At 70.1% G+C, this 13,685-nt stretch carries 12 protein-coding genes; 8 read left to right on the top strand and 4 right to left on the bottom strand.

Features of this window, described 5'->3' with window-relative positions; all coding sequences use genetic code 11:
* Positions 1–55: 55 nt before the first annotated feature.
* Positions 56–1,285 (bottom strand): acyl-CoA dehydrogenase family protein, encoded by a 1,230-nt coding sequence (locus ACIRRY_RS33360; RefSeq protein WP_033278259.1) that lies wholly within the window; start codon positions 1,283–1,285, stop codon positions 56–58.
* A 171-nt stretch (positions 1,286–1,456) separates the two neighbouring features.
* Here ACIRRY_RS33360 and ACIRRY_RS33355 point away from each other — a divergent pair, with 171 nt between their 5' ends.
* Positions 1,457–2,101, top strand: coding sequence for a TetR family transcriptional regulator (locus tag ACIRRY_RS33355; RefSeq protein WP_403980112.1), 645 nt, complete (start codon positions 1,457–1,459; stop codon positions 2,099–2,101).
* Here the strand turns inward: ACIRRY_RS33355 and def are convergent.
* Positions 2,098–2,712: a peptide deformylase gene (gene def, locus ACIRRY_RS33350; protein ID WP_403980109.1), complete on the bottom strand. Its 615-nt coding sequence runs from the start codon at positions 2,710–2,712 to the stop codon at positions 2,098–2,100. The two genes, ACIRRY_RS33355 and def, sit on opposite strands and share 4 nt — an antisense overlap.
* Positions 2,713–2,866: 154 nt before the next feature.
* Between def and ACIRRY_RS33345 the strand changes: the two genes are divergently transcribed.
* From ACIRRY_RS33345 to ACIRRY_RS33315, 7 genes are all read left to right on the top strand, one after another.
* Complete coding sequence (locus ACIRRY_RS33345; protein ID WP_403980106.1) at positions 2,867–4,105, top strand: MurT ligase domain-containing protein; 1,239 nt, start codon at positions 2,867–2,869, stop codon at positions 4,103–4,105.
* Between the two features lie 21 nt (positions 4,106–4,126).
* Positions 4,127–4,855: a type 1 glutamine amidotransferase gene (locus tag ACIRRY_RS33340; RefSeq protein WP_033278256.1), complete on the top strand. Its 729-nt coding sequence runs from the start codon at positions 4,127–4,129 to the stop codon at positions 4,853–4,855.
* Between the two features lie 202 nt (positions 4,856–5,057).
* Positions 5,058–6,083 carry a 6-phosphofructokinase gene (locus tag ACIRRY_RS33335; protein WP_359610375.1) on the top strand — a complete coding sequence of 342 codons (1,026 nt, stop codon included), beginning with the start codon at positions 5,058–5,060 and terminating at the stop codon, positions 6,081–6,083.
* Positions 6,084–6,271: 188 nt separating this feature from the next.
* Positions 6,272–7,222, top strand: coding sequence for a cytochrome c oxidase assembly protein (locus tag ACIRRY_RS33330; RefSeq protein ID WP_403980103.1), 951 nt, complete (start codon positions 6,272–6,274; stop codon positions 7,220–7,222).
* A 117-nt stretch (positions 7,223–7,339) separates the two neighbouring features.
* Positions 7,340–8,614: a DUF6777 domain-containing protein gene (locus ACIRRY_RS33325; protein WP_403980101.1), complete on the top strand. Its 1,275-nt coding sequence runs from the start codon at positions 7,340–7,342 to the stop codon at positions 8,612–8,614.
* 25 nt (positions 8,615–8,639) lie between these two features.
* Complete coding sequence (locus tag ACIRRY_RS33320; protein WP_403980100.1) at positions 8,640–10,505, top strand: septum formation family protein; 1,866 nt, start codon at positions 8,640–8,642, stop codon at positions 10,503–10,505.
* Between the two features lie 13 nt (positions 10,506–10,518).
* Positions 10,519–10,677, top strand: a complete 159-nt coding sequence (locus ACIRRY_RS33315) for a hypothetical protein (RefSeq protein WP_019070924.1) — start codon at positions 10,519–10,521, stop codon at positions 10,675–10,677.
* Between the two features lie 6 nt (positions 10,678–10,683).
* Here the strand turns inward: ACIRRY_RS33315 and ACIRRY_RS33310 are convergent, their stop codons facing one another.
* On the bottom strand, positions 10,684–11,889 hold the full coding sequence (locus ACIRRY_RS33310) for a histidine kinase (RefSeq protein ID WP_403980098.1): 1,206 nt from the start codon (positions 11,887–11,889) through the stop codon (positions 10,684–10,686).
* 67 nt (positions 11,890–11,956) lie between these two features.
* A complete protein-coding gene (locus ACIRRY_RS33305; RefSeq protein WP_403980095.1) occupies positions 11,957–13,669 on the bottom strand; it encodes a cation acetate symporter in 1,713 nt (570 codons plus the stop codon).
* Positions 13,670–13,685: the final 16 nt, after the last annotated feature.

The raw sequence follows: 13,685 nt of genomic DNA, 5'->3' as shown, positions 1-13,685 counted from the left end.
ATATGCGGCTCCGCCGTGTGGGCGCGCTCAGCCCCACCGAACCCGCACCCGAAACTCAACGAATCGGCATCCCCGACAACGTCCGCGCGATCACCAGCCGCTGAATCTCACTCGTGCCCTCGAAGATCGTGTAGATCGCCGCATCCCGGTGCATCCGCTCCACCGGATACTCACGGGTGTAGCCATTACCGCCGAGAATCTGAATCGCCTGCCCGGTCACCTTCTTCGCCGTCTCGCTGGCGAACAGCTTCGACATCGACCCCTCGGCCGCCGTGAACTGCTTGCCGTTGACGGCCATCCAGGAGGCGCGCCACACGAGCAGCCGCGCCGCGTCGATGGACGTACGCATGTCGGCGAGCTGGAAGGCGACACCCTGGTTGTCGATGATCGGGCGGCCGAACTGCTCGCGCGTCATCGCGTAGTCGAGGGCGACCTCGTAGGCCGCGCGGGCCGTGCCCACCGCCATCGCGCCGACCGCGGGGCGGGACGCCTCGAACGTGGCCATCGCGGCGTTCTTCACGCGCTCGCCGCCGCCGGCCTTCGCGCGCTCACGGGCGCGGGCGAGGCGCTCGTCCAGCTTCTCCTTGCCGCCGAGCAGGCAGGAACCGGGGATGCGCACGTCCTCCAGGACGACCTCGGCGGTGTGCGAGGCGCGGATGCCGTGCTTCTTGAACTTCTGTCCCTGGGACAGGCCCGGTGTGCCCGACGGGACGATGAAGGAGGCGTGGCCCTTGGAGCCGAGGTCCGCGTCGACGACCGCGACGACGACGTGGACGTTGGCGATACCACCGTTGGTCGCCCAGGTCTTGGTGCCGTTGAGCACCCACTCGTCCTTGGCCTCGTCGTACACGGCACGGGTGCGCATGGAGGCCACGTCGGAACCGGCGTCGGGCTCGGAGGAGCAGAAGGCGGCGACCTTGACGTCGTTGGCGTCGCCGTACATCTGGGGAATCCAGGTGCCGATCTGCTCCTCGGTGCCGTTGGCGAGGACGCCGACGGCGGCCAGGCCGGTGCCGACTATGGAGAGAGCTATGCCCGCGTCGCCCCAGAACAGCTCCTCCATGGCCATCGGAATGCCGAGGCCGGTGGGGTCGAAGTACTGCTGGGCGTAGAAGTCCAGGGAGTAGATGCCGACCTTCGCGGCCTCCTGGATGACCGGCCAGGGAGTCTCCTCACGCTCGTCCCATTCGGCGGCGGCGGGGCGGATGACATCGGCGGCGAAGCCGTGCAGCCAGTCCCGCACCTCCTTCTGTTCGTCGTTGAGTTCCATGGTGAACTCGGCCATGACTCCTCCAGCGGCGCACTAGCATATGTTACTTGCGGTAACGAGAGTCTGTTACCGACCGGTAGGAAAAGTCAACTCCCGATGACCGCTCGGCAGCCCGTTCGAGCTGTTGAGGGCGTTGAGTGTTAGTTTGCGCAGGCGTCACCGATTCAGCACGGGCGGGGAGAAATCATGGGCACCACGCAGCGGACCGATCAGCAGCGGTCCGCCGACCGCCGACGGCGTGAGCTGTTGGAGGCCGCGGACAGAGTGGTGCTGCGTGATGGTCCGCAGGCCTCGATGAACGCGATCGCCGCGGAAGCGGGTATTACGAAGCCGATTCTGTACCGGCACTTCGGGGACAAGGGCGGGCTGTACGCGGCTCTCGCCAAGCGGCACACGGATGCGCTGCTGTCCTCGCTGCGGGCCGCGCTGGACGCGCCCGCCGAACGTCGGGAGCGGGTCGAGGCCACGCTGGACACCTATCTCGCCGCGATCGAGGCGCTGCCTCAGGTGTATCGGTTCCTTATGCATCCCGTTGTGGGTGGGCAGACCGCCGACCAGGGGTTCGACACGGGGAATCACTCGGTGCCGCTGCTTCGGCGGATGGGCGAGGAGTTGGCTCAGGTCATCGAGGAGCGGGTGGATCTCGGTCCCAACAGCCAGCAGTTGGCTCGGGTGTGGGGGCATGGGATTGTCGGGATGATGCATGCGGCGGGTGACTGGTGGCTGGGGGAACGGCCTTGCTCCCGGGCCGAGTTGGTGCGGAGTCTTGCCGACCTGTTGTGGGGGCGACTGGCTGCCGCCGGGGACAAGGTTGGTGGGCCGGGGTTTTAGGGGTTGTGTTTCGGGTGCCGGTCCGGTGGGGGCTGGTCGCGCAGTTCCTCGCGCCCCTGAAAGATCTCACCTGACCTGTACCAAGAAGCTCGGCGTGCTTGTCTCATCAAGCGGCCGTGGCGCCAGCCCGTCACACGGTCCGCGTACACGCGTCCCTCCACGTGGTCGCACTCGTGCTGCAAGCAGCGGGCGAAGAAGCCCGTGCCGTGGACGGTGATCGGGTCCCCGGTCGCCGTGAAACCCTCGACGACCGCGTGGTCGTAGCGCTCCGTCCCCGCCTCCAGACCCGGCAACGACAGACAACCCTCCGGACCCCTCATCACCAGCCCATCCGCCTCGACCAGCCGTGGGTTGACCACGTGGCCGAGGTGGCGGGTCTCCTCGTCGTCGGGGCAGTCGTAGACGAACACCCGCAAGGATTCGCCGACTTGGTTCGCGGCGAGGCCCACGCCCTGGGCCGCGTACATCGTCGCGAACAAGTCCTCTACGAGACGGGCGAGTTCGGGGCCGAAGTTCGTGACGGCCTCGCACGGGGCATGCAGGAGGGGGTCGCCGAGCAGGGTGAGGGGACGGACTCGCCCGCGGGCGCCCGGGATGGAGCCGTATCGCATGGGCGCAAGGGTACGGTTCTCTACGGCGCACGCCCGCCGCGAGGCGTTCGCGGTGCCGCGGTTCGGGCACTGATAAGGATCTCGATAGGCTGAGGTCCACACCACGTTGCCGGAGGCAGAGGCGCGGCGCGTACGCAAGGAGGATCGAGAACTGATGGCAGGCAACTCGGACCCGCTCACGCCGCGGGCCAAGCTCGCCGTGACGGCGGGCAAGGCGGTCGCGGCGGCATCGCGTGCCGCGGGGCGGGGCAGCGGATCGGTGATCGGCGGCCGAGTGGCACTCAAACTCGACCCCGACCTCCTCGCCCGGCTCGCGCAGAGCCTGGATGTGACCCTGGTCTCGGCCACCAACGGCAAGACCACGACCACGCGACTGATCGCCGAAGCCCTCGGGGCTGCCGGACCGGTCGTGTCGAACGCGCTCGGTGCCAACATGCCCGCCGGTATCACCTCGGCGCTGGCCGGCGGCTCGGACGCCAAGTTCGGGGTCATCGAGGTCGACGAGAAGTACCTCGCCGGCGTCGCCCGGGACACCGACCCCAAGTGCATCGCGCTGCTCAACCTCTCCCGCGACCAGTTGGACCGCGCGGCCGAGACCCGCATGCTCGCGGAGAACTGGCGTGAGGGGCTTGCCGGTTCGAAGGCCGTCGTCGTCGCCAACGCGGACGACCCGCTGGTCGTGTGGGCCGCCTCCTCCTCCCCCAACGTGATCTGGGTCGCCGCCGGGCAGATGTGGAAGGACGACGCCTGGTCCTGCCCGTCGTGCGGTGGCGTGATGCAGCGTCCCGGTGACGACTGGTTCTGCGGCGAGTGCGGCTTCCGCCGCCCGACGCCGAGTTGGACGCTGTCCGGGGACCACGTGCTCGATCCGCACGGTTCCGCCTGGCCCATCCACCTCCAGTTGCCCGGTCGCGCCAACAAGGCCAACGCCGCGTCCTCCGCCGCCGTCGCCGCCGTCTTCGGGGTGCCGCCGCAGGTCGCCCTGGAGCGCATGTACCGGGTGCAGGCCGTCGCCGGGCGCTACGACGTCGTCCAGTTCATGCAGCGCGACCTGCGCCTGCTGCTGGCGAAGAACCCGGCGGGCTGGCTCGAGACGTTCAGCCTGATCGATCCGCCGCCGACCCCGGTGATCCTCTCGGTGAACGCGCGCGGCGCCGACGGCACCGACACCTCGTGGCTCTGGGACGTCGACTACACGCGACTGACCGGCCACCCCATCTTCGTCGTGGGCGACCGCAAGCTGGACCTCGCGGTCCGCCTCGAGGTCGCGGGCCAGCACTTCCAGGTCTGCGACAACCTCGACCAGGCCGTGCAGCTGGCGCCGCCCGGCCGTATCGAGGTCATCGCGAACTACACCGCGTTCCAGGATCTGCGCCGCCGCGTCGGCAACTGACACTCAGAGGACGAATTGACCATGAGCGACAACCAGCTGCGTCTGGTGTGGATCTACCCGGACCTGCTGAGCACCTACGGCGACCAGGGCAACGCCCTTGTCGTGGAACGCCGGGCACGGCAGCGCGGCCTCGACGTGGCCCGGCTGGACGTGCGCAGCGACCAGCCCATCCCGACCTCGGGCGACATCTATCTGATCGGCGGCGGCGAGGACCGTCCGCAGCGGCTCGCGGCCGAGCGGCTGCGCCGTGACGGCGGCCTGCACCGGGCGGTCGGCAACGGCGCGATCGTCTTCTCGGTGTGCGCCGGCTACCAGATCCTCGGCCACGAGTTCATCAACGACCTCGGCCAGCGCGAGCCCGGCCTCGGTCTGCTCGACGTGGTGTCGACCCGCGGCGAGGGCGAGCGGTGCGTCGGCGATGTCCTCGGCGACATCGACGCGCGCCTGGGCCTGCCCCAGCTGACCGGCTTCGAGAACCACCAGGGCGTCACCCACCTCGGCCCCACCGCCCGCCCCTTCGCCCAGGTCCGCCTCGGCAAGGGCAACGGCACGGGCGACGGCACCGAGGGCGCGTACAACGACACGGTGTTCGGCACGTACATGCACGGGCCCGTGCTCGCCCGCAACCCGCTGATCGCGGACCTGCTGCTCAAGCTGGCCCTCGATGTGAACGCGCTGCCGCCGATCGACGACCGCTGGTACGAGGCGCTCCGCAACGAGCGCATCACCGCAGCTCAGCAACCTGCCTGAACCGGGTCCGGAGACGGGTGTACATCTTCTCTTCGGATACCGGAAACCAGCCCGTCTGACGGCCCGTCCGCGCAGGTGAGCGGGGTCGTCCAGCAGGCGGACGCACGCTGGGACCCCGCCCCCTTCTGCCGCTAGGGTGGCGGGGTTCATACCGGACAGCGTGGTCCGGTCCCGGTCCACGTCGAGAAGGTTCTTTCGGGCTATGCGCATTGGTGTCCTCACGTCCGGCGGCGACTGCCCCGGCCTGAACGCCGTCATCCGGTCCGTCGTGCACCGCGCCGTCGTCGACCACGGCGACGAGGTCATCGGCTTCCGGGACGGCTGGAAAGGCCTCCTGGAGTGCGACTACCTCAAACTCGACCTCGACGCGGTGAGCGGCATCCTCGCTCGCGGCGGCACCATCCTCGGTTCCTCCCGCGTCCAGCCCTCCCACCTGCGGGACGGCGTGGAGCGGGCCCGGGGTCATGTCGAGGAGCTCGGCCTCGACGCGATCATCCCGATCGGCGGCGAGGGCACGCTCAAGGCGGCCAAGCTGATGTACGACGCCGGTCTCCCGATCGTCGGCGTCCCCAAGACCATCGACAACGACATCGCGGTCACGGACGTCACCTTCGGCTTCGACACCGCGGTCGGTGTCGCGACCGAGGCGCTCGACCGGCTCAAGACCACCGCCGAGTCCCACCAGCGCGTCCTCGTCGTGGAGGTCATGGGCCGCCACACCGGCTGGATCGCGCTGCACTCCGGCATGGCGGCCGGCGCACACGCCATCGTCGTACCTGAACGCCCCTTCGACATCGAGGAGTTGGCCGCGCGTGTCGGCGAACGCTTCGAGGCGGGCAAGCGGTTCGCGATCGTCGTCGCCGCGGAGGGTGCGAAGCCGCGGGCGGGGTCCATGGACTTCGACGAGGGCAAGAAGGACGTCTACGGCCATGAGCGCTTCGCGGGGATCGCGCGGCAGCTGTCCATCGAGCTGGAGGAACGGCTCGGCAAGGAAGCGCGGCCGGTGATCCTTGGGCATGTGCAGCGGGGTGGTACTCCGACCGCCTATGACCGCGTGCTGGCTACCCGGTTTGGGTGGCATGCGGTGGAGGCCGCGCATCGGGGGGAGTTCGGGAAGATGACGGCGCTCCAGGGGACGGACATCTTGATGGTGCCGTTGGCTGATGCGGTCGAGACTCTGAAGACCGTTCCCGCTGATCGGTATGAAGAGGCTGAGTGCGTGCTGTGAGCGTCTTTTAGGTGATTCGTCGGGTGCGGGTGCGTGGGGGCTGGTCGCGCCCACGCGGCGGAGCCGCAAATGTCACAGCCCCGCGCCCCTAGGCGGGTCACGCTGGCCCCGGTCATGAGCTCGGCTGGGGACAGTTCTAGTCTGGTGGGGACAGACAGCGCACACCCCCACGAATCAGGAGCCGTCCGATGGATCACGGCGGGCACGGCATGACGATGGATCTGCCGCCGTTCACGATCGGGCGGGGGCTTGAGTGGTCGGCCGACCCGTTCTTCCTCATCGCCTGCCTGCTGGGGCTCGGGCTGTACGGCTGGGGGGTCGTGCGGTTGCGGCGGCGGGGGGACTCGTGGCCGGTGGGGCGGACGATCTCGTACGTCATCGGTGTGCTGACCATCGGGCTGGTGATGTGCACCAAGCTCAACGACTACGGCATGGTCATGTTCAGCGTGCACATGGTGCAGCACATGGTCATCAGCATGCTGACGCCGATCCTGCTGCTGCTCGGCGCCCCGATCACCCTCGCGTTGCGCGCGCTGCCTCCGGCGGCGAGGGGCAAAAAAGGGCCCCGCGAGTTGCTGTTGATGTTCCTGCACAGCCGGTACATGAAGATCATCACGCATCCCGCGTTCACGATCCCGCTGTTCATCGCGAGCCTCTACGCGCTGTACTTCACGCCGATCTTCGACTTCCTGATGGGGTCGAAGACCGGGCACATCGCGATGATGGTGCACTTCCTCGCGGTGGGCGTGGTGTTCTTCTGGCCGATCATGGGCGTGGACCCGGGGCCCAGCCGGCCGGGCTATCTGATGCGGATGCTGGAGCTGTTCGCCGGGATGCCGTTCCACGCGTTCTTCGGCATCGCGTTGATGATGGCGTCGGAGCCGATGGTCGAGACGTTCAAGAACCCGCCCGCCTCGCTCGGCATCGACGCGCTCTCCGATCAGAACGCGGCCGGCGGTATCGCCTGGGCGTTCAGCGAGGTCCCGTCCGTGCTGGTGCTGATCGCCCTGCTGTTCCAGTGGTACAGCTCGGAGCAGCGCCAGGCCAAGCGGCAGGACCGGGCCGCCGACCGGGACGGCGACAAGGAACTCCAGGCGTACAACGCCTATTTGGCCTCATTGAACGCACGAGGCAATTGAACACATGCGGTAACTGAACGGCAATTTCGTTCAGTAGCATAAAGCGCGATGGGGGAACCGCCACCGGGGGGAGCGGTAATGACATTTCGCGCGATTGTGCAAAGGAACGGAATTTCGGTGATCCGCAGGATCGCCGTACCGCTCGTCTGCGTCCTGGCCGTGAGTGGACTGAGTGGATGCCACGGGGGCGCACATACGTTCGCCGTGAAGGCGGTCGCCGCCGGAGTTCCGTCGCTCGCGCCTTTCTTCGACGAGAAACAGGGACTGGGCCACGACACCCAGGCGCGTTCGCTGCCGGTGCGGGGCACCTTGCAGCAAGGGGACACACCCGGTCTGTACGGGGGCACCAAGAAGCCGACCGTCTGTGACGTGGCGAGGCTCAAGAGGTTTCTGACCGATCCCGCGAACCACCAGAAGGCGGTCGCGTGGTCGAGCGTGCTGGACATCACCACGGACGGGATACCGGCCTATCTGGACCGGCTCACACCCGTACTCCTGCGTCACGACACTCTCGTACAGAACCACGACTACAGGAAAGGAAAGGCCACGCCCTACAACTCCCTTCTCCAGGCGGGAATCGCGATTCTCGTCGACGAGCAGGGGGAACCCGCCGCGAAGTGCTCGTGCGGAAATCCACTGCGCCCCTTCAAGGGCGACGCGGACCGGATTTCCGTCAAGTTCGCGGACGGCAACAAGAAGTGGGGCGGATATCAGGCATCCTCGGTCGTGACCGTGCGTCCGGCGGCGCAGAAGATGGACCGGCTCGCCCTCGTCGACATCGGCGACCCCGACCGCGGTATCGAGCGTCCGGTCGGTACGACGGGCAAGCGTGACACCGTCTTCGACACCCGGCAGCGGCACGCGGTGCCGAACCTCGCCGGGACGACGTTCGCGGAGGCGCGGCAGCGGCTGGTGAGCAGTGGTCTGGCCGTCGGGTACGGCGGGAGCGCGGCGCCGTCAGACGACGCTCGGGTCATCGCCTCCGATCCGCCCGCCGGAACCGAGCTGCGGTTCGGGGAGTACGTGCTGCTGAGCGTGTCCGGTGGAACGAGTGGTGGGGCGACGTCCACTCCCCCGGCTCCGACGACCTCCGGACCGACTCTGAGCCCGCCGACGTCCACGGCACCGCCCTCGACGTCCACGTCGGAACCGCCCCCTTCTTCCTCACCGCCACCGTCCTCGCCCGCGAGCAAGCCGCCCCCGTCGAGCAGTTCACCGTCCAGCGGTTCGCCCACGACCGGTTCGCCCGCGCTGGTGACCGACTCGCCCTCGACGAGCGCGCCGGTCACCAGCAGCGCCCCGGTGACGAGTGCTCCCGTGACCAGCAGCGCGGCCGTCACCGCCACCGTCACGACCACCACACCCACGACGACCACCACGACCGAGACCTGACGCGGACCCGGAAGGAGGACTCCGGATGTCACAGGGATCGCCGACCTCAGGAGTGGGCCGGGTCATCGCCGGCCGCTATCTCCTGCTGAACCGGCTGGGCAGTGGCGGTATGGGACATGTGTGGCTCGCACATGACCAGCGGCTGGCCTGTGAAGTCGCGCTCAAGGAGATCGTGTTCAGCAACCCGGCCTACGCCGACGCCGAACGCGAGGCCCGGGTCGCGCGGGCCCGGGCCGAGGCGCGGAACGCGGCCGGGCTGCGCGGTCATCCCCATGTGGTGACCGTCCATGACGTGCTGGAGCACGAGGGGCTGCCGTGGATCGTCATGGAGTACGTGGCGGACGCCGTGGACCTGCGCGACCTGGTCGGCCGGCACGGCTCGCAGGCCCCGGCGGAGTGCGCCCGCGTCGGGCTCGCCGTCCTCGACGCGCTGACCGCCGGGCACCAGCGGGGCGTGATGCACCGGGACGTGAAACCGGCGAACATCCTGCTCGCGCCGGACCGCACCGGCTCGCCGTACGCCCGTGTCCTGCTCACCGACTACGGCATCTCGGTGCAGCCGGACGCCGGGGAGACGCGGTACACGCTGACGTCCGTGCTCGTCGGTACGGCCGGGTATCTGGCGCCGGAACGGGCCACGGGCGGGCCGCCGACCCCGGCGGCCGACCTCTTCTCGCTGGGCTGCACGCTTTACCACGCCGTCGAGGGCCACGGCCCCTTCGTCCGCGAGTCACCGCTCGCGGAGATCACCGCGGTGGTCATGGAGGACCCACTGCCCCCGGTCCACGCGGGCGCCCTGGCACCGCTGCTCCACGCGATGCTGGAGAAGGATCCGCTACGGCGGATCTCGGCGGCGGAGGCGGAGGCGGCGCTGGCGCGGATCGTGACGCCGCAGACGGAGGCGGGAGCGGGTGCCTACGCCCGGACCCAGACCGACCTCGGCTCGCCGTCGCCGTGGGAGGGCCGGCCGGAGCCGGTGGCGACTCCGGCACCGTTCCCCGCGGGGCCGCCTGCCTCCTACTCCCCCACCGGTCGGCGCCGCCGCCCCCGCTCCCGTCTCCTGCGGTCCGCCCTCGCGTGCGGGCTCGGGCTCGCCCTCGCGCTGGGCGGCGTCTGGTACGCCATGGCCCACCAGCCACCCGACCAGAACGAGGGCACGGGTACGAGCACCGGCCCGAGCGGCCCGCCGTACGGCACCGCCATCGGGCTCTCCGCGCCGCTCAAGGACGGCGACTGTGTCACCGCCGACTGGCCCGGCGGGAAGCTCTTCCAGGGGACGCCACGGCTTGCCGTCGACCCCACCTGTCGGGACGCGGTGCCCGACGGGCAGGTGATGGCGTCCGTGTCCACCGCGTCGGCGGGCGAGGCGCGCAAGGCGGGGGCGGAGCGGTGTGCGGAGCGGACACGGGCGGCGCGGGGAAAGCTGGCGGACGTGCGGAGCCTCGCGGTCGTACCGACCGACGCGGGTTTCGCGGCCGCCGGGCATCGCACCGCGTGTCTGGTGCTGGGCGCGCACGGGCCGGTCTACGGGCCGCTCGGCAGCCGGCGCGCGCTCGGGTCGGCGTTCGCGGACACGTCGACCATGCAGAAGCGGGACTGTCTGGACGTGCCCTCGGACCGGGCCGCGAGCCTGGTCTCCTGCGCCGGGAAGCATGATCAGGTGGTGGTCGGGTTCACCCGGTTGGGCGCGGACGTCACGCTGGCCCAGGCCCGTACGCAATCGGACGCGGCCTGTGCCCGGGACGTCCCGCCGGCCGACCACGGCTTCGATCCGGCAGTCTACGAGGCCGCCTCCTGGACCAGCCAGGGACCGTGGAAGTCGGGCACACATTTCGTCGTCTGCGCCGTTCGGAGGCAGAACGGGGGCACCATGGAGGGGACCGAACCATGAGGAGGGTGTTGCGATGCCCGGTTCCACGAAGACCATGGGGGTGATCACCGTCGGCGGACTCGTGGTGGTGACGGCCTACACGGTGGCGCTCGGGAGTAACGGCTGGCTGTGGTTCGGCTGGGTCGTGCTCGGGCTGATCACCCTGGGGATGGTGGCCACGCGCAGCACCTGACGCTCGTCACTCGGCGCTCCGCCGACTGGCCGAGTGCACGCCCGGCTGGTACTTCGGCAGCCGGGCGGTGATCTTCATGCCCGCTCCTACGGCGGTCTCGATGACGAGGCCGTAGTCGTCGCCGTAGACCTGGCGGAGCCGGTCGTCGACGTTGGACAGGCCGATGCCGCCCGAGGGGCTGACCTCGCCCGCCAGGATGCGGCGCAGCAGGTCGGGGTCCATGCCGGTGCCGTCGTCCTCGATGACGACGAGTGCCTCGGCGCCCGCGTCCTGCGCGGTGATGCTGATGCGGCTCTTGTCGGCCTTGCCCTCCAGGCCGTGTTTTACGGCGTTCTCGACCAGCGGCTGGAGACAGAGGAACGGGAGCGCGACCGGGAGTACCTCGGGGGCGATCTGGAGGGTGACGGAGAGGCGTTCGCCGAAGCGGGCCCGGACTAGCGCCAAGTAGTGGTCGATGGCGTGGAGTTCGTCGGCGAGGGTGGTGAAGTCGCCGTGCCTGCGGAACGAGTAGCGGGTGAAGTCGGCGAATTCTAGAAGCAGTTCGCGGGCGCGCTCGGGGTCGGTGCGGACGAACGAGGCGATCACCGCGAGCGAGTTGAAGATGAAGTGCGGGGAGATCTGGGCCCGAAGTGCCTTGATCTCGGCCTCGATCAGCCGGGTGCGGGACTGGTCCAGATCCGCCAACTCCAGTTGGACGGAGACCCAGCGGGCGACCTCTCCGGCGGCCCGGACGAGCACGGCGGACTCGCGTGGCGCGCAGGCGACCAGCGCGCCGTGGACCCGGTCGTCGACGGTGAGCGGGGCGACCACCGCCCAGCGCAACGGGCAGTCGGGGGCGGCGCAGTTGAGCCGGAACGCCTCACCGCGGCCGGTCTCCAGGGGACCCGCGAGCCGTTCCATGATCTCGGCCCGGTGATGGTCGCCGACGCCGTCCCAGGCGAGGACCTGCGTCTGGTCGGTCAGACAGAGCGCGTCGGTGCCGAGCAGCGTGCGCAGTCTCCGGGCCGAGCGGCGGGCCGTCTCCCCGGTGAGGCCGGCGCGCAGCGGGGGCGCGGCGAGGGAGGCGGTGTGCAGGGTCTGGAAGGTGGCGTGCTCGACGGGGGTGCCGAGTCCGCCGAGGCTCTCGGGGCGTGCCGTGCGTCGGCCGAGCCAGAACCCGGCGGCCAGCAGCGGAAGTACGGCGACACAGAGGCCGGCCAGGAATCCGCTCATGCGGCCGCCTCCGTAAGGGAGTTGGGTGATCCGCTCACGGTGGTGGCGGGACCTTCCGTGGGTGTCGTCATGCCTTCACCTCCGCGCGCAGTTCCTCCGGCAGATGGAACCTCGCCAGGATCGCCGCCGTGCCCGTCGGCACCCGGCCCGGGGTGGCCAGGGACACCAGCACCATGGTGAGGAAGCCCAGCGGTACCGACCAGAGCGCCGGCCAGGCGAGCAGGGCGTGCAGCGGGCCGGTGCCGGGGAAGCCGGCCATGGTCGCGGCCACCGCGACGAACGCCGAGCCGCCGCCGACCAGCATCCCGGCCGCCGCGCCGGGCGGGGTGAGCCGGGTCCACCAGATGCCGAGGACCAGCAACGGGCAGAAGGAGGAGGCCGATACGGCGAACGCGAGGCCCACGGCGTCGGCGACGGGCAGTCCGCCGACCAGGACGCTCGCCACCAGCGGGACGGCCATGGCGAGGACCGTGCCGAGTCTGAAGTGCCGTACTCCGCGCGACGGGAGGACGTCCTGGGTGAGGACTCCCGCGACGGCCATGGTCAGCCCCGAGGCGGTGGACAGGAACGCGGCGAAGGCGCCGCCCGCGACCAGCGCGCCGAGCAGATCGCCGCCGACACCGCCGATCATGCGGTCGGGCAGCAGCAGGACGGCCGCGTCGGCGTCGCCGGTGAGGGTGAGTTCGGGGGTGTACAGGCGGCCGAGGGCGCCGTAGAGGGGCGGGAGGAGGTAGAAGGCGCCGATCAGGCCGAGTACGGCGACCGTGGTGCGGCGGGCGGCGACGCCGTGCGGACTGGTGTAGAAGCGGACGACGACGTGCGGGAGGCCCATCGTGCCGAGGAAGGTGGCGAGGATGAGGCCGTACGTCGCGTACAGCGGGCGTTCCTCGCGGCTCGCGGCCAGGGAGGTCGACATGCCGCCGTTGGTGCCGCGGTCGGCGACGGGGACGGTGGCGCCCTTGGCGAAGGTGAGGCGGGTGCCGCGCTCGATGTGGTGGGTGCCGGCGGGGAGTTGGAGCCTCGTCGCGTCATGTGCGCGGCCGTCGACCTTGCCGGTCACCGTGACGGTGAGAGGGTCGTCGAGCCTGAGGTCGAGCGTCTCGTCGACCCGAACCACCCGCTGTTCGCGGAAGGTTGCCGGTTCCCCGAAGGCGTGCCGGGGTGCTCCGTCGCTCTGCCAGGCGAGGACCAGGAAGAGGGCGGGGACGAGCAGCGCGGTGAGCTTGAGCCAGTACTGGAAGGCCTGCACGAAGGTGATGCTGCGCATGCCGCCGGCCGCGACCGTGGCGACCACCACGACCGCCACGATCAGGCCGCCGAGCGAGTCGGGCGCCCCGGTGAGGACGGTCAACGTCAGTCCCGCGCCCTGAAGTTGGGGCAGGAGGTAGAGCCAGCCGACTCCCACGACGAAGGCCCCGGCGAGGCGTCGTACGCCGTGCGAGGCGAGCCGGGCCTCGGCGAAGTCGGGGAGGGTGTAGGCGCCGGAGCGGCGCAGCGGGGCGGCGACGAACAGCAGCAGGACCAGGTATCCGGCGGTGTAGCCGACCGGGTACCAGAGCATGTCGGGGCCCTGGACCAGGACCAGTCCCGCGATGCCGAGGAAGGAGGCGGCGGAGAGGTACTCGCCGCTGATGGCCGCCGCGTTGAGGCGGGGGCCGACCGTGCGGGAGGCGACGTAGAAGTCGGAGGTGGTGCGGGATATGCGCAGGCCGAACGCGCCGACGAGGACCGTCGCCACGACGACGAGGGCGACCGCCGGTACGGCGTAGCTGGAGTTCATCGGTCCCCGTTCACCG

Origin of the sequence: Streptomyces sp. NPDC101776 (assembly GCF_044766845.1) — a bacterium.
Classification (GTDB): domain Bacteria; phylum Actinomycetota; class Actinomycetes; order Streptomycetales; family Streptomycetaceae; genus Streptomyces.
Note: the sequence above shows the minus strand (reverse complement) of the source record. Positions and strands in the feature narration are given on the sequence as shown.

Bases quoted from the DNA above. Each gene is read 5' to 3' on its own strand.
- def (WP_403980109.1), bottom strand. From the start codon at position 2,712: ATGCGATACGGCTCCATCCCGGGCGCCCGCGGGCGAGTCCGTCCCCTC.
- ACIRRY_RS33335 (WP_359610375.1), top strand. From the start codon at position 5,058: ATGCGCATTGGTGTCCTCACGTCCGGCGGCGACTGCCCCGGCCTGAAC.
- ACIRRY_RS33330 (WP_403980103.1), top strand. From the start codon at position 6,272: ATGGATCACGGCGGGCACGGCATGACGATGGATCTGCCGCCGTTCACG.
- ACIRRY_RS33315 (WP_019070924.1), top strand. From the start codon at position 10,519: ATGCCCGGTTCCACGAAGACCATGGGGGTGATCACCGTCGGCGGACTC.
- ACIRRY_RS33320 (WP_403980100.1), top strand. From the start codon at position 8,640: ATGTCACAGGGATCGCCGACCTCAGGAGTGGGCCGGGTCATCGCCGGC.
- ACIRRY_RS33310 (WP_403980098.1), bottom strand. From the start codon at position 11,889: ATGAGCGGATTCCTGGCCGGCCTCTGTGTCGCCGTACTTCCGCTGCTG.
- ACIRRY_RS33305 (WP_403980095.1), bottom strand. From the start codon at position 13,669: ATGAACTCCAGCTACGCCGTACCGGCGGTCGCCCTCGTCGTCGTGGCG.
- ACIRRY_RS33360 (WP_033278259.1), bottom strand. From the start codon at position 1,285: ATGGCCGAGTTCACCATGGAACTCAACGACGAACAGAAGGAGGTGCGG.
- ACIRRY_RS33345 (WP_403980106.1), top strand. From the start codon at position 2,867: ATGGCAGGCAACTCGGACCCGCTCACGCCGCGGGCCAAGCTCGCCGTG.
- ACIRRY_RS33355 (WP_403980112.1), top strand. From the start codon at position 1,457: ATGGGCACCACGCAGCGGACCGATCAGCAGCGGTCCGCCGACCGCCGA.
- ACIRRY_RS33340 (WP_033278256.1), top strand. From the start codon at position 4,127: ATGAGCGACAACCAGCTGCGTCTGGTGTGGATCTACCCGGACCTGCTG.